16 protein-coding genes are annotated in these 18,872 nt (G+C 62.6%); all 16 read left to right on the top strand.

Annotated elements, in window-relative coordinates; genetic code table 11:
- Nucleotides 1–543 precede the first annotated feature (543 nt).
- The 16 genes from E4K65_RS05415 to E4K65_RS05340 all read left to right on the top strand — a co-directional run bounded on the left by E4K65_RS05415 (nt 544) and on the right by E4K65_RS05340 (nt 18,741).
- Complete coding sequence (locus E4K65_RS05415) at nt 544–789, top strand: hypothetical protein (protein ID WP_135173287.1); 246 nt, start codon at nt 544–546, stop codon at nt 787–789.
- A gap of 33 nt (nt 790–822) precedes the next feature.
- On the top strand, nt 823–1,443 hold the full coding sequence (locus E4K65_RS05410) for a Pvc16 family protein (protein WP_135173286.1): 621 nt from the start codon (nt 823–825) through the stop codon (nt 1,441–1,443).
- Entirely contained in the window at nt 1,440–2,153 is a 714-nt protein-coding gene (locus E4K65_RS05405; protein ID WP_135173285.1) for a hypothetical protein, read from the top strand. Before E4K65_RS05410 ends, E4K65_RS05405 begins: the two co-directional genes overlap by 4 nt.
- A 32-nt stretch (nt 2,154–2,185) precedes the next feature.
- Nucleotides 2,186–5,341, top strand: a complete 3,156-nt coding sequence (locus E4K65_RS48165; protein WP_135173284.1) for a phage tail sheath family protein — start codon at nt 2,186–2,188, stop codon at nt 5,339–5,341.
- A gap of 12 nt (nt 5,342–5,353) precedes the next feature.
- On the top strand, nt 5,354–5,815 hold the full coding sequence (locus E4K65_RS05395) for a phage tail protein (RefSeq protein WP_135173283.1): 462 nt from the start codon (nt 5,354–5,356) through the stop codon (nt 5,813–5,815).
- Nucleotides 5,816–5,817: 2 nt separating this feature from the next.
- Nucleotides 5,818–7,815, top strand: coding sequence for a phage tail sheath family protein (locus E4K65_RS05390; protein WP_135173282.1), 1,998 nt, complete (start codon nt 5,818–5,820; stop codon nt 7,813–7,815).
- Nucleotides 7,812–8,357, top strand: coding sequence for a phage tail protein (locus E4K65_RS05385; RefSeq protein ID WP_167770556.1), 546 nt, complete (start codon nt 7,812–7,814; stop codon nt 8,355–8,357). The genes E4K65_RS05390 and E4K65_RS05385 overlap by 4 nt, the downstream gene beginning before the upstream one ends.
- Before the next feature lie 9 nt (nt 8,358–8,366).
- Nucleotides 8,367–8,561: a hypothetical protein gene (locus tag E4K65_RS05380; RefSeq protein ID WP_135173280.1), complete on the top strand. Its 195-nt coding sequence runs from the start codon at nt 8,367–8,369 to the stop codon at nt 8,559–8,561.
- Nucleotides 8,558–9,271: a CIS tube protein gene (locus tag E4K65_RS05375; protein WP_135173279.1), complete on the top strand. Its 714-nt coding sequence runs from the start codon at nt 8,558–8,560 to the stop codon at nt 9,269–9,271. The genes E4K65_RS05380 and E4K65_RS05375 overlap by 4 nt, the downstream gene beginning before the upstream one ends.
- A gap of 158 nt (nt 9,272–9,429) precedes the next feature.
- Nucleotides 9,430–10,470, top strand: a complete 1,041-nt coding sequence (locus E4K65_RS05370) for a phage late control D family protein (protein WP_167770555.1) — start codon at nt 9,430–9,432, stop codon at nt 10,468–10,470.
- A complete protein-coding gene (locus tag E4K65_RS05365) occupies nt 10,467–10,970 on the top strand; it encodes a phage baseplate assembly protein V (protein ID WP_135173277.1) in 504 nt (167 codons plus the stop codon). Before E4K65_RS05370 ends, E4K65_RS05365 begins: the two co-directional genes overlap by 4 nt.
- 8 nt (nt 10,971–10,978) lie before the next feature.
- Nucleotides 10,979–11,737 (top strand): hypothetical protein, encoded by a 759-nt coding sequence (locus E4K65_RS05360; RefSeq protein ID WP_135173276.1) that lies wholly within the window; start codon nt 10,979–10,981, stop codon nt 11,735–11,737.
- A complete protein-coding gene (locus E4K65_RS05355; protein ID WP_135173275.1) occupies nt 11,734–12,150 on the top strand; it encodes a GPW/gp25 family protein in 417 nt (138 codons plus the stop codon). Before E4K65_RS05360 ends, E4K65_RS05355 begins: the two co-directional genes overlap by 4 nt.
- A complete protein-coding gene (locus E4K65_RS05350) occupies nt 12,147–14,177 on the top strand; it encodes a putative baseplate assembly protein (protein ID WP_135173274.1) in 2,031 nt (676 codons plus the stop codon). Before E4K65_RS05355 ends, E4K65_RS05350 begins: the two co-directional genes overlap by 4 nt.
- Nucleotides 14,174–16,309, top strand: a complete 2,136-nt coding sequence (locus E4K65_RS05345) for a phage tail protein (RefSeq protein WP_135173273.1) — start codon at nt 14,174–14,176, stop codon at nt 16,307–16,309. The genes E4K65_RS05350 and E4K65_RS05345 overlap by 4 nt, the downstream gene beginning before the upstream one ends.
- On the top strand, nt 16,306–18,741 hold the full coding sequence (locus E4K65_RS05340) for a hypothetical protein (RefSeq protein WP_135173272.1): 2,436 nt from the start codon (nt 16,306–16,308) through the stop codon (nt 18,739–18,741). The genes E4K65_RS05345 and E4K65_RS05340 overlap by 4 nt, the downstream gene beginning before the upstream one ends.
- The last annotated feature ends 131 nt before the right edge of the window (nt 18,742–18,872 follow it).

The raw sequence follows: 18,872 nt of genomic DNA, 5'->3' as shown, positions 1-18,872 counted from the left end.
TGGCGCGCCGCGAGCGCGACTAAGACTGACATCGCTCGCACTGGTACAGAGCCTCAGATACCGTCAGAGATCAGGAAGGTGCCTGGGCTCGGCGTGCGCGGGCCGTACAGGTCCGCTCCGCATTCCAAAGCGGCCCTCCCACTCAATTGCCCACGATATCGCGATTCCTATACCAACGCGCCGCTGGACCGGAACGGATTGTCGCTGGCGGTGCTGGTGACCTGAGACGGGCCATGTGGGTCGTAGCCCTAGCTAGTCTGGACACCGCCTGCACCGGCTCGCGCCATCGTGCTGCCAAGCGCATCGGTGAACGAGGTCGCGCCACCGCGTCGCCGACAATGTGACTATCGCGAATTTCGAGAACCTGAAGCTGGTCCAATCACGAGTGGGCTGTTGCGGACCCAATTTGCGCAACGAAGACCCAGCCCCCACGGCATTCTGGGTCCGCGGAATCCCAGTCAAACGCCGTCGAAATTTCCAACTCATTGAGCTTGCTGCGCTTCTTCATTGGCATCGTTCTTGCGGAGCTATTTCGGGAACACCATGGCGCACAATCAGCATGAACTGCTCGTTCAAGAGTTGGAACGCGAAATTCTCGATTATCTGGCGCGAAACCCCGTCGCCGCAGAACATCGAGACGCGATCTTCCAATTCTGGATCATGCGCGAACGGTTCGCGCGCGGCCTCAGCGCGCTCGATGATGCCCTCGCATCGCTTGTCAGACGCGGCGAACTCGAACGCGTCGATTTGCCAGACGGCGAGGCGATTTACCGGGCAGCGCGCCGGTAAATCCAGGCTCTCCAGGGAAAGGACTGCGGCTGCATGACGACCAGCATCAGGGACGCAAGCGTCAGTCTGCAGAACATTTTGACGCAAAGATTGGGCGCCGATCCCGACGTGCTTGCATCGCTGCCACCCGGAGCGACCCTCACGGTTTCCATCCGCTCACCCGACGAAATGCTGAACACCCCCGAACAGGGCATTTCGCTTTGGCTTTACAAGGTGACGCGCGACGAGCACCTCAACAACTGCCCGCCGCGTCGGGTGTCGAACGCGCGGCACCGCCCGCCGCCCCTGCCGCTGCGCTTGCACTATCTCCTCACGCCGGTCCTCGAGCTCGACACCGGGCTGAGCGCACCGGAATTCGAACACACCGTACTGGGCAAGGCGCTGCAATTGTTCGCCGAAGAGCCCGTTCTCCGCGGAGCGGCATTGGTCGGCGCACTCCGAAGCGAAGTCAGCCAGATCACAGTGCGGCTTGAAACGCTCACCACCGAGGAAATCACCAGAATCTGGGATGCGCTCGAAAGCAATTACAAACTTTCGGTTTCCTACGAGGTGACCGTCATTCCGGTCGATGTGCGCAGCGAGATCGTTTCCGGCCCGCCGGTCGCGATCCTCGCCAACGAGTATGGCACGGCCTATGCGGAGGGGCCCGCATGAGTTCGATCTCGCTGCAGTCGGACGGTCGCACCTGGCGATTTTCACCACTGCCCCCAGTGAGAGACGCGGCCCGGTCGCAAATCATCGCGCAGGTGCAAATCCTAGATGATGCGTCGTTGTCGGTACCGGCGACGCCGATCAAGGTCACTAGCGACGGCCCGTTTCATTCTTCCAGCGGCTCGGACGGACTGGTGGGGCTGGTCGGAGAGCCGACGCTGGCGTTGCCTGATCTGCAGATTGCGGGAACGGCCGTTGGGTTCACTGTCTCGGCGGTCGGCTATCGATCGGTAGCCCTGAACGGCGTGCTTCCTCCCCAACCCGCCGTGTTTCCTGCCGAGCCCGGCGTGATTTTGCTCGACAAATTCCAACTGCTGGACTTCGGGCAACGCAGATTGATCCGCAATGCAGTTACAATCCAGGGACGGGTATTTCGACGAATAGCCGGCGCATTCCAACCCTTGCCCGGCGCAACTGTCGCGATCACGGCCGCCACGCAGGTTCCTGCCCTCGCCGGTGCAACACCTTTGCCGGTCCCGGTCGCGGGTGTTGGCATAACTGCAATCGCCAACGCCTTCGCCGAATATCGGCTTCCGCCGGTGGAGCGTTTCGCGACCCTGACGCTTCAAGTAACGGCGCCCGTCCTCGGAGCGCCCGTTGTTATCGTCGCGCCGCCTGCAGGGTCGAACGTAGTCCAAGACTTCCGTTTGTAACGGTCGAAAAGGCTCACATCGGAGAATTCAAGATGCCCGAATATCTTTCCCCCGGTCCGTATGTTGAGGAAATCGACAGTGGATCGAAGCCGATCGAGAATGCCAGCACCAGCACCGCCGCGATGGTGGGACTCACTCAGCGCGGACCGGCAAACATCCCGTTGCTGATGACAAATACGGGCGACTACGCCCAGATGTTTGGCGGACTTCTCGATCGTGCCGATTTCGGCGATCGCGGCCACCTGCCGCTGGCCGTCGATGGCTTTTTCCGCAACGGCGGCCGGCGGCTTTACGTGACGCGGATTCTCTCGGCATCTGCCGCAGCGTCCGCAATGCTGCTGTATAACCGTGGCGAGCTTGTAGCCGGCACGATTGCGCCGAGCACGGCGCTGCTGGTCGCCGCTCACACCGCCGACACGCGCGTCACTGTCATGGAAGCGGCCGGCATTACCGGTGCCTCCCAGCGCATCCGCATCGGTGGCGGCAGCCGGACCGAATGGCATGAAGTAAGCGCGGTGGCCGCAGCCGCGCAGAACGTCGTGGTCGATCTGCCGCTGTCGAACCCGTCCGCCGGGCCCGCGCCGGTGGTCGGCTGCGTCCAGGCGTTCGCAGTCTCACCGGCGGCGGCTCCCCTTGGAGGTCCGCACGCGATTCTCGAACCCGCAGGCGCCGGATCTCAAACACTGCTGCTGCAGAGCTCAGGTGCCGACCTGACGACGATCAACCCGGCCTCGCAACTGCTTGAGCTGCGTCGCAACGGGCCACGCGAACTGGTCGCCGTGCGAACTGTGACCGCCCTCGGGAGCAACGTCTTCCGCATCGCGTTGACCAACCCGCTTGCACTCACGCATCCCACCGGCGGCACCGCGAACGTCCTGGCATTGGGCGCCATGACCGCGCACGATGCCAGCCAGACCATTTCCTCCGGCGACGTCTGCATCTTCTATGGCGGCGCCGCGCTCGGTGCGGGTGAGATCATCGAAGTCGTCTCTGCTTCAGGCGCGCATGAATTCCGCCGGCAGGGGCAACCGGGACGCATTACGCTGGCGCGCCCATTGAACTTCGACCTGCCGCACCTTGCGCGGATAGAGCATCTCGTTCCCGCAGACGCAAGCGTCGGGCAACTACACGCAGACGCGGCGGCAGAAGCACGCACGATCACGGTTTCGGACCGGACCAGTTTCAGCGCCGGCGCAGTGCTGCGTGTGGGCACCGCCGCTGATACCGAATTCGTGACCATTGCCGTGTTGCCGGGCCTGAATCCGGTCGCGGTGCCGGATCCGGGCCCCGTCCTGCTAACGCATGGCCTGGCGCAAGCGCATCACGCTGCCGAGCAAGTCGCGCTTCAGAACCCGAGCATCGAGAGCACGGCCGGCGGATCGGTGGTCATCGGCGGCGCGGCTCGTGGCGATACCTCCGTTCTGACCACGGATATCGCCGGCTACACAACGGCTCCCGGTGCCCTTCGCTCGGTCGACGGCAACGGCATTGTCCGCGTCATTGCTATTACGGCAGTCGTGGCTACCGCGGCCCAAACCTTCACACTGAGCACCGCACTCACGGACGAACACGGTCCGGGCGCAACCGTTAGCGAGCGGCGCACCCTTCTCGGGGTGGAAGCGCTCGACGCCGGATCGTGGGGCGACCGCCTGCGGATTTCGACCCAGGACGAAAATTCCGGGCTCGTTTCGCAGGCCTTCGGCACCGGCATGATCGGACCGAGCCGCATCGTCGTCTCGAGCCTCGCCGGCATGGAAGCAGGAACCTTGCTCGGTCTTTACGATGCGACAGGCCAGGTCATCGAACCGCTGCTCAAGGTCACCCAGACCAACCCGGCCGACAGCAGCATCACCCTCGATAGCCCGCTACTCGCGCCGCAGATCGCGGCACTTGGGGCGCCCGGGGCACGACTAAGACTCCGCTCGCGAGAATTCCGCCTGATGGTGACCTTGCTGCAGCAGCCATCGCCCGCCCAGCCGTGGCGTTCGGATGCGGTCGAGGACACCGAGGTGTTCCGGCAATTGTCGATGGATCCGCGCCACAGCCGCTACGTCGAGAAGGTTGTCGGGCAGATCGGCGGGCCGATACGGCTCTACGACCGGCGGCCGGAAGGCGAGTCAATGTACATTCGCGTTCGTGACACGACACCGGGACCGGCTGTTCCCGGCGCGGTCGATCCTCGCTGGGCAGTCCGGCTCGGGCCCGAACCGCTCGTAGACATTCAACCAAGCGGGCTGCGACGGCCAGCACGTCATCGCCTGACCGGCGGCGATGATGGCCTGGCTATGCTTACGGATCTCGACTATCTGGGACAGGACGACCGCGATCCCGTTAACCGCCGCGGTATCCCGGCGATGAAGAACGTCGACGAAATCAGTATCGTTGCCGTGCCCGGGATCGTCTCGGAGCAAGTTCAGGGAGCGTTGGTCGGTCATTGCGAAGAAAGACGCTATTGCTTCGCTGTACTCGACGGGCCTGCGCCGCCTAACGACGCGATCGCCGATGTCCAGGCGCTGCGGCAGAATTTCGACACGCGCCATGCTGCCGTCTACTACCCCTGGCTCACGATTCCCGATCCGATGCCGGGCAATCTTTCGGCTATCACGCAGATCCCCATTCCTCCATCGGGCCATATGCTCGGAATCTACGCCCGCACCGACATTGAGCGCGGCGTTCACAAGGCGCCGGCCAATGAAGTAGTGCGCGGAATTACTGGCCTGCGTCACTTCCTCAACAAGTCGGAGCAGGACATCCTCAATCCCTATCCATCCAACATCAACGTGATCCGCGATTTCCGGCCGGATAATCGCGCGATACGGGTATGGGGCGCGCGCGTGATCACCAGCGATCCCGACTACAAATACGTTTCGGTCCGACGGTTGATGTTGTTCATCGAGAAATCGATCGAGCGCAACATGAACTGGGTCGTGTTCGAACCGAACGACGAACCGCTCTGGTCCCGCTTACGTCTCGCGATCACCGGCTTCCTGACAACCCTATGGCACAACGGGGCGCTGCAGGGAACAAGTGCCGACCAGGCGTTCACCGTTAAATGTGACCGTTCGACCATGACGCAAACCGATATCGACAATGGTCGCCTGATCTGCGTTGTCGGCGTCGCCGCGGTGAAACCCGCCGAGTTTGTCATCATACGCATCGGCCTGAAGGCGGCCACCACTGAAGAATAAGGAGGAAACCCCATGGCCGCAATCGACGCCAGGAATGATCCCTATCGCGCGTTCAACTATGAAGTCGATTTTGGCGACAAGACCTCCGCCGGCTTCAGCGAGGTCTCGGGCCTCGTCGCCGACGGCGATCACGTTGACTATCGCGAGGGCACCGATCGCTTCAATCACGTTCGTCGCCTTCCGGCGCTGAGGAAGTATCCGAACAACCTCGTTCTCAAGCGTGGCTACACCAAGAACATCAATCTCTGGACCATGGCCCAGCAGACAGCCCTTGGAAAGACCAACCGGCGCGACGTGATCATCACGCTAAAGGACGAAGAGCATAACCCGGTGATGCGCTGGAAGGTGATGGCCGCCTGGGTCAACAAGATCGAAGGACCCAGCCTGAAGGCAAGCGGGAACGAGGTCGCGATGGAATCGGTCGAGCTCTGCTTCGAGAGCATCAGCGTTGAGCTGGTCGGCGGAGGCGCCTGACGATGTACAACCCGGAAACACCAGGAGTCTATTGGCGACCGCTGCCGAGCGCACAAGGTCCGGGAGAGGTTCGGCTCGATGTGCCGGCGTTCGTCGGCATTGCCGAGCGCGGACCACTCGACAAACCCGTACGTGTCAGGAATTTGCGAGAATTCGAACAGCACTTTGGCGAACCGATCGACGCAGGCTTCCTCGCATATGCAGTACGCGCCTTTTTCGAGAACGAAGGGCAGATAGCCTGGATCGTGCGGGTCGCCTCGCGTGACGCCGCAACGGGAGCTCGCGAGGCCGGTGCGACGCTGCTGGCTTCCGCGACGCCGGCCGGACCCGGCACACCCTATTGGTCGATCCGCGCATCATCGCCGGGAAGTTGGGGCAATCGGCTGTCGGTCGCGGTGCAACCGGGTAGACGAACAGCGGCCAGAAGCGTGCCCGGCATTCGCGACGCACAACGCCTGAAAGTGACGAGCGTCGCAGGTTTCGAGCCAGATTGCCTGGTGAGGCTGACGCAAGGCCTGTCGTCGCAGATCTGCACCATTGCAGATATCGACGCCGCATCATCGCACTTCTCGTTGCTTCCCTCCGACCCCCGGCGGATCCGGCCCTGGCATCAGCTTCTCGCGGGACTTGATCCGGCTCTCCCAATTGATATCGAGCGATTGTCCGCGACGTTGATCGTCAAGCTGGATATGCGCGTAATCGCGGAAGCGCGCGATCTTTCCTTCGTGCCCGATCATCCCCGATACGGCCCCACTCTGCTTGCGCTGCCCGTCTATCCCGCTCGCCCCGAGCACGACCGAATTGCTGCGGCGCCCTTTTCCATTGTCATCGAAGCCCTCGATGATCCTGGAACAGCACTCTTGCCGCTGATGCCGACGGCTCAGGACCTCGAGCTCGAGGGCGGGCAAGATGGCCTGTCCTCGTTGAGCGTTTCCGACTTCACCGGCCTTGCAGGCAGCGCCGTACCCACACACTACGGCCTTCGCGGCCTGGCTACGCTCGAGAACGTGGCGGAACCCGCCATTCTTGCCATCCCGGATGCCTGCATCATCCCAGCCCCGGAAATCGTGCTGGAACGCCTGCCAGTCGCCGCCATCGACCCCTGCGATCCCTGCGGCATCCCACAGCTACCCGCCCCGCTCGCAAAGCGTCCCGTTCCGGAAACTCCGCAGATCTTCAGCGACGAGGAGATTTTCGCGATCCAGCAGGCGATGGTCGAGCATTGTGAGTCGAGACGGGATCGTATCGCCCTGATTGATCCGCCATGGACGGCGATCGCCGACAAGACGCTCGGCATTCGCGGATTGGAAACGTGGCGGCAACTCTTCGATTCGAATTTCGCCGCGTTCTACGCACCATGGCTCAAAGTAGTCGATCCTCGCGACTCGCGGCGCACGCGCACGCTGCCGCCTTCAGGTCACGCTGCCGGGCAATATGCGATGTCCGATCATCTAGGCGGCATTCAATTCGCACCAGCCAATCGCGACATCGCGTGGGCACAGGCCACCTCGCTGACGATCTCCGACGCAGCGCACGGCTTGCTGAACCGGCTCGGCATAAATGTGATCCGGACCGGTCAAGGGCATGCCCCACGCATCCTCGGATCGAGGCTGATGACCAGCGACGCGCAACTGCGCGACATTCCGGTGCGCCGCACGATCATCCTGTTGCGTCGTGCGTTTGAACGCATCCTGCGCGGCTTCGTATTCGAGCCGAACGCCGAAGACCTGCGTGAGCGTCTTGGCCTGACCATCGAGATCTTCATGACCGGGTTGTGGAACCAGGGAGCTTTTGCCGGCACCACGGCGCAGGAGGCATTTGCCGTGATTTGCGACGACACCAACAATTCAGCGCCGGACGGCGACAACGGCAGGCTCATCTGCGATGTAGCGTTCGCGCCGGTGCATCCGCTGGAATTCGTGGTTCTGCGCATCGGCGTTGCCGGCAATGAGATCGAAACCAACGAACGATTGATGTCGATCGCAGGAGGCGTGTCTTGAGCATCGCCAACCGCAAGAACCCGCTGCTCGGATACAATTTCCAGATCAGCCTCACAGAATCCCAATCGTCGCCGGCCGGTACCCTGACGACGATCGCGCTGACCGGCGCCGGCCTCACCGTAGCTGCCGGTTTCCAGGAGTGCAGCGGCCTCGAGGGCACTCTGGAAGTGCATGAGCAAGCTGTGGGCGGACGCAACGACGCCGTTCTGAGATTTCCGACGCGCATGAAGTGGACGAACATCCAACTCAAGCGCGGTATCGTCGCAAGCGACGTTCTGTGGACCTGGTTCGAAGGCTTTGCCCAAGGCAAGGCCAGCCGCCGCGATGGGGTTATCGTGCTGCAGAACGAAGAGCACCAACCACAGATCGTCTGGGGCTTCCGCCGCGGCCTGCCCGTCAAATACTCAGGTCCTGCGCTGAATGCCCAGCAATCCGCTGTCGCGATCGAGAGCATCGAAATCGCTCATGAGGGTCTTTACCACATCAGGGGCGCTTCAGGCATTGCCGCGGCGGCGCGGGCCATTTTCGACGCACTGACATAGGAGCGGCATGTGGTCCAGGAAGTGATCATTCAGGATGTGACGGCGCAGGTCAGGGTTCTCGACGCCGAAGGCCTGCTGAATCCCAGAACCATGTCGGCGATCGTGAAAGCGGTGCTGCAAGCCGCCGAAGACGAGCAACGCCTTGCACTGCGGCGACAAACGGATACGCAGACATCCGCCTCCAACCGCGGAGAAAAGCCATGAGCGACGTCGCCAAGGCCACGCTGCTGGTTCACTGGGCGTTGGAACAGCGGGACGACCGGATTGAGCTGACATACAACCCGGCTGAACTCAGCTTTGAAAAGGGCGTACAGCTCGCGGAGATCGCCATCCCCGGTCTCAACGCACCGCTGCAACAGTTCGTTCGCGGCCAGGCGGAGAAGCTCAACGTCGAGCTGTTCTTCGATACAACCGAATTCGGCATGGCCGCCGGGGCTTGCAGCGTGACGACCGAGACCGATCGCATTTACGCCCTGACACGAATTGAGCCATCCGGACATGCACCGCCGCCCGTCACGTTCGTCTGGGGCAAGTCCGTTCCGGGCATGAATCTGCCTCAAGGCACCGGCAGCCAGCGCCGGGAAGGCTTTAGAGGCATCGTCGAATCCGTGCGGCATCGTTTCACGCTGTTCAGCCCTGCCGGAGTGCCGTTACGCGCCATCGTCAACCTGACGATCCGCGAATTCGCGCCGCTTCACGAACAATTGGCGCGTTCCAACCCGAGTTCGCCGGATCGGTCGCATCTCCACATCCTCAAGGATCGCGAACAGCTCTCGGCGGTCGCATCGCGCTACTATCTTCAGCCCGCATACTGGCGCGAGATCGCCGCATCGAACGATATCGACGATCCGCGTCGTCTGCTTCCCGGGCGGCTGCTCCAGGTACCCGCACTGACCGACGGGAGCGCATCATGAACACACTGGACCTCGTGACACTTTCGGCGGACCGGGCATACCAGGGCTTCTATGCGCCACATTTCGAATTGCGCATCGCAGGCGAGATCGCGCCGGAGAAGGCGATCCGCGACATTGTCCAGATCACCTATTCGGACAATATCAAGGATATCGATTCAGTGGACATCACGCTGAACAACTGGGATCCGGAAAACAACCTTCACAAATATATCGGAAAAACCGAGCACAAAAATACCGGGAAAACCCAGCAGGCGAAGGCCAGCAGCCCCAATTCCCTTGCCTCGCTGTTTGAACCCGGTCTGACGCCGTTCGAATTGCGGCTCGGCTATCTCGGTAATCTCAGCCTTGTCTCAACGGTGACGATCACCAGCATGGAGCCGTCGTTCGCCAGCTCCGGAGCAAGCTCGCTCCAGCTGCGGGGCCTCAACGTGCTGCATCGATTCAGGACGAAGCAGCACAGCGAAGCGTGGGTCAACCAAAAGCCAAGCACAATCGCGCGGAAGGTCGGTGGCCGGAGGCTTCCAGTGCGTGTCGAAACGCCGGATCCACTGCCCGTCGAGCAGCCGATTCCGTTCATCGCCCAGGACAACGAGCACGACATCGACTTCCTGCTCGGACTGGCCCGTCGGGTCGGTTACGAGCTCTATGTCGTACCGAAGACAAAAGGCAAGCCCGAGCATCTGCGCTTCGAACCGTCGAACCGCGTCGTGCCAGCGCAGGACATCAGTCTCAACTGGGGTGAGAGCCTGATCGACTTCAAGCCGCGGCTGACCACGGCAAACCAAATCGCCAAGGTCACCGTACGAGGCTGGGATCGCGCTCGCAAAAAGCCCATCAAGGTCACCGTGGATCTGAAGGATTCCGAGGTGCGTCGCATCAACCCCGATCTGCACCGTCTTGTCGAGGCGACGGGCGGGCGCGAGGAAATTACGGTAACCGAGCCCGTCTTCAGCGAGGCCGACGCGCGTCAGCGCGCGCGCGCAATCATGTCCGACCGGCTGAAGCAGATGGTAACGGCCGATGGCACGACCATCGGCCTGCCGGGTCTGCGCGCCGGCAGTGTCGTCGAAATCGGCAGCCTCGGCGCGAGCTTGAGCGGCCGGTACTTCGTCGAGAAGACGACGCACAGCTTCTCCGATTCCGGTTACACCACAAGGTTTACCGCGCGACGCGAATCCTCGAGGAGGAGCGGGTCATGAACAGTCCCAACGCAATGCCCGGCGTAGCTTCGGCGATCGTCAAGGAGCGCAATGGCAAGGGGCAAATCAAGGTCGAGTTTCCATGGCTCGACGAATCTCTTCGCTCGGACTGGATTTCGGTCGCATCCGCGATGGCGGGAAAGGGGCGCGGCCTGTGCGTAATGCCCGAGATCGACGACGAGGTATTGGTTGCTTTTAACCATGGCCATTTCGACAAGCCCGTAGTGATCGGCGCGCTGTGGAACGGAGTCGACGCCCCGCCGCATAGCGATCCGCGCGAGCGCATATTCCGGTCCGTCAACGGTCACGCCATCCGCATGATCGACAGCACGCCGGGCAGCGGCGACTTCGGTTGCCTCGTGATCGAGGATGCACACGGCAACATGATCACGCTTTCGAACGGCAAGATCTCGATCAGCGCCACGGCCGTGCTCGAGATCGAAGCGCCTTTCGTCACCATCAACGGCCGCCCCGTCCAGATCGTCGACGCTCCCATTTGAGGATCGACATGCCCACGATTGACGTCAAACTTCCGAAAGCCATCCGCGACCAGCTCGAAATGCCGCGCTGCGTCGACCTGAAGATTCCCAAGCCGAAAATCCCGCAGATCCGGCTCCCCACCGGCGGCAGCATCAAGGGCATTACCGACCTCACAAAAGGCATTCCCAGCGACTGCTCGCTCAATTTCAACCTGGTTCTGCAGCTCGCGCCGATCATGGCGAGCATCGAATGCCTGGTGAAGGTGCTGGCGCTGATCGGTCCCCTGATCGAGGTGATCAAGGCGCTGCCCGACCCCATCAAGATTGCCGAGACCGTTCCGAAATTTCTCGAGGCAGCTAAGGCGCTGGCGCCGTGCCTCCTCGTTCCGACACCGCTCGTGATGCTGCCGTTCGTGGCGGACATCCTCAGGCTTATCATCGCCTTGCTGCGCTGCCTGATCCAGCAGGTAAAGAGCATCGTCGACCTGATCGGCCGGCTGGAGCTGAAGATGGCGGCCGCGCAGTCGCAGGGTAACTCCGAACTGATGGCGAGCCTCGCCTGCGCGCGCGAGAATGCGGATGCGGCGATGGCCAACGCAATGGTCGGGATCGAACCGATAAAGATCATCCTGGAGCTGGCCGATCCGTTCTTTGGCATTGCCGGCGTCGACCCCATCAAGATTCCGGCGATGGCGGGAGCCGACGACCTCGAAAAGGTCAAGAGCACGCTGGCAACGCTGGAGGATCTCCTCGCGTCACTTCAACTCATTGCGGATGCGTTGCCATGACCCCGGCGGCTCGACTCCCGCGACCGTTTCTTGGACAAGGCCTGCGTTTCCCGCTTGAAATCGTCGGCGGCGCGCTCGCGGTATCGCGTGGCGAAGCCAAGATCGCCGAATCGATCCGGTTCCTGCTCTCCACAGCAAAGGGCGAGCGCACTATGCGCCCTACGCTGGGTTGCGGGATTCATGACCTCGTGTTTGCGCCCGGCAACTCGCAAACCGACGTCTTCGTTGCGGAAGCCGTGCGCGATACGCTCGTGAACAACGAGCCCCGCATCGATGTGCTCGATATCGGCGCGGAGCGCTCACCGCAGGAGCCCAACCTGATCCTGATCCGGCTCGTATACCGGATCCGGGAGAACAACTCGGTCACCAGCCTCGTCTACCCTTACTTCGTCACGGAGGGAACGGCGGCATGAGCATCGTGGCGAAGATTCCGGCAATCGACGACAGGACCTACGCCGATATCGTCTCGGAAGCGCGCCAGCGTATCCCTCGCTACACGCCGGAGTGGACCGACTTCAACGCCGGGGACACCGGCATGGCCTTGATCGAGCTGTTCGCCTGGATGAGCGAACTGCTGATCTATCGCACCAATCGGATGCCCGAACTCGCACAGCTCAAGTTCCTGGAGTTGATGGGTTTCAACGTCAATCCGGCGCGCCCCGCCTCTGCTTACGTGACCATGGCGGTCGAGTCCGGTTGGCCAAGCGCCACCGTCGATCTGCCTAGGCGCAGCCAGTTTGCCGCCGACAATGATGCCGGGCCGATCATCTTTGAAACCGAACGGCCGCTGGTCGTCTTTGCCCCGGTGCTCGATCGCGTTCATGTGCTGGTTGGCGGGATTTTGACCGATCAAACCGCCACGAATCTTTCATTGCAGGGTTTGGCACCCTTCGGCGAATCGGCCGACCCCGGATCGGCGTTGACTCTCGGGTTCGCCTACGACGGAGCCTTTCCGGCTCGAACCGAACTGTGTCTGACCGTATTCACCGCGCCTGAGTCCGACTCCGGCGCGGTGGCTTGCGGCAAACCCCAGATGCTCGGCATCCGCTTCGTCTGGGAGTATTTCGACGGACACAACTGGCGGCCGATGACGCTGCTCGCCGACGAAACCTTTGGCCTGCGCATAACCGGCCAGATATTCATCAAGACCCCCGAGCCGGCAAAAATGCGGGCGGCGAAACTCAACCCGCAAGACGATCGCGAGCGCTATTGGATCCGCGCCCGTCTCGAGCAGTTCGATGCCCAGATCGCACCGCGGATTCTGTCGATCCGCACCAACACTGCTCTCGCCACCCAGGGGGAAACGGTCGAGGGCGAAATCCTGGGAGGTAGCAACGCCACCGCCAACCAGGTCTTTCAGCTGGCCAACCATCCGGTTCTCGAGGCAAGCCTGGACCTCGCAATCGACGAAGGCGAAGGTTTCAAGCACTGGGTCGAGGTGGACGAATTCGTCGAGCCGTCCGCAACAACGGGTTTTCGCTCGCTGGACCCGGAGGCACGCGCGCAGAAACGATACTATCTGCTCGACCGCAGCGCCGGCGAGATCCTGCTCGGCGACGGAACTCTTTCGCATGCTCCCGTCGTCAACGTCGAACGTCCACGCTCCAACGTGCGCGCCAACAGCTATCGATACGGCGGTGGCGTCCTCGGAAATGTCGGCGCCGCCGCCATATCGACGTTGCTGTCGCCGGTACCCGGCGTCGATGCGGCACAGATTGCCAACATTTTTGCAGCGGCGGGCGGCACCGATGAGGAGACGCTCGACCAGGCCAAGGCCCGGGCCGCGCGCGCACTGAAGGCGCGTGACCGGGCGGTAACCAATGAGGATTTCGAGGTCATCGCACTTGGAGCCGGTCCCGTCGGCCGGGTAAAGGCGCTGCCGCTGTTCAATCCCGAAAGTCCGGCGCTGCCGACGCCCGGCGTGGTTACCGTCGTCGTGGTTCCACAACCGGCGCAGCGCGTAGCGAGAGATGCCGCGGGCGAGGCTGACGCTCAGTCGCGAGGCTATCTCGTTCCCACCCCGGGATTGCTGCGTCAAGTCTGCGCCTGCCTCGATCGGGCGCGGCTTTTGACGACCGAAGTCTATGTCATCCCCCCCGTTTATCGACAAGTGACGGTCGCCGCCGACGTGTTTGCGGACGGTACCGTCGACGAGTCGCAGTTGACACAGGATCTGACGGCGGCGCTAGATCGCTTGTTCGATCCCTTGAACGGCGGTCTCGACGGCAACGGCTGGCCGTTCGGCGGCACCATCTACTTCTCGTGGCTTCATCGCGCACTGCTCGTGCCGGGCGTCAGCCGCCTCGGGGCGATCACGATAACCGTCGACGGCGACACCTGTCCGCCTTGCACGGACGTTCCAATCGGCGGTGCCAGCACGCTGCTGTTCAGCGGTGAACACGCCGTCAGCCTTCTCATCGACGAGGAGGCGATTTCATGAACGTGGCTCAGGCTACCCCGCGGCTGGCGCCTCCGCACGATCCGCTCACGCTGCTGCTCACCCGTACCGATCGCTGGCGCGGAGCCGGGCCGCCCTGGCAGACGGGCCTGTCGAATGAAGCGCCACCGTATGCGCTCGCACTGGACCGGCTGGCGCCCGTCGGCCCCGACGCATTGGGCCCTCTGGGCACACTCGGCGGGCTTCTGCCGCCTGCATTCGCAGCCCTGACCGAAGACGAAACGCTCTATCTGCTTGATCGAAAGAATCGGCGGGTGCTCTGGTTCGATCGTTGCGTGTGCAAGTTCGAAAAGCTGCCTTGCATAGCCGACGACATACACGATCCCCGCACCATGACGGCACAAGCCGCCCTTGCTGCGAACCGCGTGGCCCTGGCGATCGCCGGAACCCAAGGCGCGCTCGGTCGGATCATCATCATGCAGCGTGCCACGCTTTCGATCGTGACTGTCGTCGATGGCGACTTCATGCCGTCGGCACTCGCCATTTCGCACGCACGGGTCGCGGTTGCGGATCGCAAGACCGGAGCCGTCCTTGCGTTCGACTTCGACGGTCACCAGCGCGGGCGTATTGCCGGGATCGGTGCGGTCGATACCCTGACCGGCAGTGCCGACGGACGATGGCTCGCGGTGACGGCGCAGAACATTCGCCTGATCGATGCGGATTTCAAGAAGGCAGATATCGTTGCCACGCCTGAGCAAGCGGCGTCAATGGTGCGCCGGTTGCCATTCGACGTAGACGGGATGGGACGACTGAACCTGGCGAGGTTTTGCCAGTCCAAGGGAGCTTCGGTTGCCCTGTTCGGCGACTCCGGACAACTTCTCCCGGGATCCCCGGCACCGCATCTATCGCGACGCTACGCCCTGCGCGGCCGACACGCGACCGAGCCACTCGACTGCGGCCTCGATGACTGTCAATGGCATCGGGTAAGCTTCTGGGCCCGCATTCCAGACAAGACCCGCATAAGCGTCAGGACGCGCAGCGCCGCGCTGGACTTTCCGAACGAGTTGACCCTGCCGGAAACAGAGCCGGGATGGTCGCTGGCTCAAACGTTTGGCGGAACGACCGGCGCGCATGAAGCGGAATTCGAATGCCTTGTGCTGTCGTCGCCCGGTCGCTGGCTATGGCTCGAGCTGGTGCTCGAGGGCGACGGACTGGACACTCCCAGGGTAACGAAAATAGCCGTCGAGTACCCCAGGATCTCCCTAGCGCGCTATCTGCCGGCGGCGCTGACCGCAGACGCCGCGTCCGCTGACTTCACGCACAGGCTGCTGGCGATCTTCGACACAGGTTTCCGCAGGATTGAACGGGCAATCGATCGGGCTCCCCGGCTGTATGATGCGCGCACCACACCTGTAAAATTGCTGGAGTGGCTCGCAAGCTGGATCGGCGTCAGCCTGAACTCTTCGATGAGCGAGACAGAGAAGCGCCGGCTGTTGCGAGAACTACCCAGACTGTTCGCAAAGCGCGGCACGCTCGATGGGCTTGAATCGACGCTTGCGACGGTGATGGGCTTTGTCGACCTGAACTGCCCCTCCCATCCACAACCTTGCGGGCCGCGCTGCCAGCTTCACTTACCGGCCGCCCATCACAGGCCCCGCCTCGTGCTTGAGCATTGGCGGCTGCGGCGTTGGCTCTTTCTCGGCCGCGGACGGCTCGGCGCAACGTCGCAGTTGTGGGGGGAAGGCATCCTCAAGCGCACGCGGCTCGCCGGTGGCGAGCCGCTCGGGACCACGATGATCAAGCTCGAACGCGATCCTTTGCGCGATCCGTACCACGCCCATGCGCACCGCTTCTCGGTGTTCCTGCCGGCCGCACGCGCACCGAGCGCGGCGATGCGGTTGAAGATTGAAAATCTGATCCGACTGGAAGCACCGGCACACACCGATCCGGATATCCACTGGGTGAAGCCAAATCTCACGCTTGGATCGCAATCGACACTCGGATTTGACACCGTGCTCGGGGACCGCGCCGCCGGTCACTTTGGCGAGGCAAGGCTTGGCGATGCCAGTGCGCTGTCTGGCTCCAGTCTGCGAAGCATGGGCACCGTTCTCGATCGATCGACGAGCCTGGGACGTAACATCCGGCTGGGAGCCAATGGAGGGATTCAAGCATGAACAGTCATCCCCCACACAGCGAATTCCACTGCCCTGAATGCGCCCCGCGCCTGCCGCTGCGCAACTTCTGGTTCTGGGGCAAGAGCATCGTACCGCGCGACATGACCGACGAGCAGATGTTCTTCCTGGAAAAGTTGCGGCTGCATCACCAGCGCCTGCACGGCAGCGGGATCGTCTGCGGCCTGCGTCTTTTGCAGCATCCCAACACGTCCTGCCGCGACCGGTTGATCCTGCTTGAACCGGGAAGCGCGGTTGACTGCTGTGGCCACGATATTCTGGTGCTGGAGCAGGATGTCATCGATCTCCACGATTACGAAGCGTTCCGGAACCTGGTGAAGTCCGCGGACGGCAAGCCTCACACATTGCGGCTATGCATATCCTATCGGGAATGCCCGACCGAGGAAGTCCCGGTGCTCTACGACGAGTGCGCCTGCAGCGACACGCGCTGCGCGCCGAACCGCATTCTGGAGACCTACGCGATCGAACTTCAGATCGATCCAAAGCCAACACCACCAATGCAGGGCGCGATCACCTACCGCAGGAGTTCGACGCTTCTGATAGATAATCCGGTCGGGCTTGCTCTTGGCGAAGCGGCAAAACGTCTGTTCGTTGCCAAGGGCTCGACGCTACTCGAGCTCGACGTGAGCAACGGCGCGCTGAAGGGGACGCGCGATCTCGGCGTGCCGCTTCTCGGACTGGATATTGCCACTGACGGCACGCGGCTCGACGTCGTCGGAGGCGGCGGCGGCGGCACGGATCCCTCGCTGTTCGCACTGGATATCGGAGGACCAACCAGCATTGCTGCCGCCGCATCGAGGCAAGGCGCACTAAAGGGCTTCGATGCTGCAGCGCCACTGTTCGGCGAGGCCGCCGACGGTCGGCTCGCATTGACCAGCAGGGCTTCCGGCCTGTTGCAGCTATTTGCGGCCGGTATTCCGGCTCCCGTTCAACCGGAGAAACCTGCAGCCGGCGACCCGCCATTCTCGCTGGCGGCCGCCGCGACTGGAAGCGCATACGACTCGTCCGGAAAGAATCTCTACCTCGGTCTTTCCGGCGGCGCCAAGGTCGCCCGCGTCGCCCTCGATCAGGCGACGTTGCAATCATCCGTCATCACCCTGGCAACTTCTCCCGCCTCCACGATTGCCATTGCCGGCCTCTCTCTCGACAAGGCCGCAGGCCCCGACCGCCTGATTGTGCAGGATGCCGGCCCACCGTCACGGCTGCTGCTTGCCGATCCGGCCAGCGGGCTCGTCGATGCCACCGTCCAACTGGATCATCCACCAGTCGACATGGTCGTCTCGGCCGACGGCGCGATCGCGCATGTATTGGTTCGCGACGCGGCGGGAAAGGCGTTTGTGCAATCGATCGATCTCCTGGCGATGCGGGCCAAATCGCCGCGCCCCGCCGGAGCCCCCTTCCCCGTCGACGACAAGTCGTTTGGGTTGCGCCTGGCCGCGGACGGCAGGACAATCTACACGCTCGCGCCCGACGGGATCGCGGTGGTCCAGGTCGAAGCGCTGGATTGCGGCGACTTGCTGAAGGCCGGCGAGTGCCCCGGCTGCGATACTCCGGATTGCCTTGTGCTCGCCACCATCGAGAACTGGCAGCCGGGTTTTGCCATCTCCGATCTCTCATCCGGAACGCGCGATACCGTCGCCGATGCCGCCGCCAAGATAGCACGCATCGACAACGACAAGGATCGGCTCAACCTTGCGAGCACACAGGCGCTGACCAATGCGTTGCAATGCCTGATGGAGAAGCCCGGCAGGGGTGGCGGAATAGCAGGCAAGGACGGCAAAGATGGAAAGAACGGCAAGGACGGAAAGGATGGCAAAGACGGAAAGGATGGCAAGGACGGCCTCGACAAGACTCTGGCTCATTTGTGCGCGGCGAACTGGACCCATGGCGGCGAACTGGTGCTCAATGACTTGATGGTCAATCGCCTCGAGGCCTTCGGCATCCTGGTTTGCTTCGACAAGCCGGTCAGGGCCGACTTCTTCGACACCGTCAGCTTCGCGGTTGAATTCCAGACTGAACTCAAGGACACGCTCAGCAACGCTGGCAGTAGCTGGCTGTTGATCGAACCGAAAGACATCCTTCCGCTGCAGATGGCGGAACCGTGCAGGCTCGAGATCGCCGAAACAGGACCCGACGCCAGTGGTATGTGCGACGGGGCGTTCTATCGCTTCGCCAATCCCGACCTGGTCGCCCGACTTGTCCAGCGCGTGCCGCGCCGTCTGCGTGTGCGCATCAATGGCGACCTTATCCCCGACAAGAAATTGCGCGGACTTGACGCCAATCACCTTCCGATGATCGACGGCAACGGAAACCCTTATTGGATCAGGCCTCCCGGTCAGGAGCCCTATGCCAGTGGCGACGGCATTGCTGGCGGCCAGTTCGAGAGCTGGTTCATTCTGAAGCGACGCGGCTGATGGAGATCAAACATGGCGTGTGCACACTGTTCCGGCCATACGGCCTCCACCGCGCTCCGCTACCTGGCACCAAGCCGTGGCGGCGCACCGATTTGCTCGCCGGCTCCCGTCTGCCCCTGTTGCGGCGAACT

This window comes from Bradyrhizobium niftali, assembly GCF_004571025.1.
Lineage (GTDB): Bacteria > Pseudomonadota > Alphaproteobacteria > Rhizobiales > Xanthobacteraceae > Bradyrhizobium > Bradyrhizobium niftali.
Note: the sequence above shows the minus strand (reverse complement) of the source record. Positions and strands in the feature narration are given on the sequence as shown.

Bases quoted from the DNA above. Each gene is read 5' to 3' on its own strand.
- E4K65_RS05345 (WP_135173273.1), top strand. From the start codon at position 14,174: ATGAACGTGGCTCAGGCTACCCCGCGGCTGGCGCCTCCGCACGATCCG.
- E4K65_RS05375 (WP_135173279.1), top strand. From the start codon at position 8,558: ATGAGCGACGTCGCCAAGGCCACGCTGCTGGTTCACTGGGCGTTGGAA.
- E4K65_RS05415 (WP_135173287.1), top strand. From the start codon at position 544: ATGGCGCACAATCAGCATGAACTGCTCGTTCAAGAGTTGGAACGCGAA.
- E4K65_RS05365 (WP_135173277.1), top strand. From the start codon at position 10,467: ATGAACAGTCCCAACGCAATGCCCGGCGTAGCTTCGGCGATCGTCAAG.
- E4K65_RS05340 (WP_135173272.1), top strand. From the start codon at position 16,306: ATGAACAGTCATCCCCCACACAGCGAATTCCACTGCCCTGAATGCGCC.
- E4K65_RS05350 (WP_135173274.1), top strand. From the start codon at position 12,147: ATGAGCATCGTGGCGAAGATTCCGGCAATCGACGACAGGACCTACGCC.
- E4K65_RS05410 (WP_135173286.1), top strand. From the start codon at position 823: ATGACGACCAGCATCAGGGACGCAAGCGTCAGTCTGCAGAACATTTTG.
- E4K65_RS05355 (WP_135173275.1), top strand. From the start codon at position 11,734: ATGACCCCGGCGGCTCGACTCCCGCGACCGTTTCTTGGACAAGGCCTG.
- E4K65_RS05395 (WP_135173283.1), top strand. From the start codon at position 5,354: ATGGCCGCAATCGACGCCAGGAATGATCCCTATCGCGCGTTCAACTAT.
- E4K65_RS05390 (WP_135173282.1), top strand. From the start codon at position 5,818: ATGTACAACCCGGAAACACCAGGAGTCTATTGGCGACCGCTGCCGAGC.
- E4K65_RS05405 (WP_135173285.1), top strand. From the start codon at position 1,440: ATGAGTTCGATCTCGCTGCAGTCGGACGGTCGCACCTGGCGATTTTCA.
- E4K65_RS48165 (WP_135173284.1), top strand. From the start codon at position 2,186: ATGCCCGAATATCTTTCCCCCGGTCCGTATGTTGAGGAAATCGACAGT.
- E4K65_RS05360 (WP_135173276.1), top strand. From the start codon at position 10,979: ATGCCCACGATTGACGTCAAACTTCCGAAAGCCATCCGCGACCAGCTC.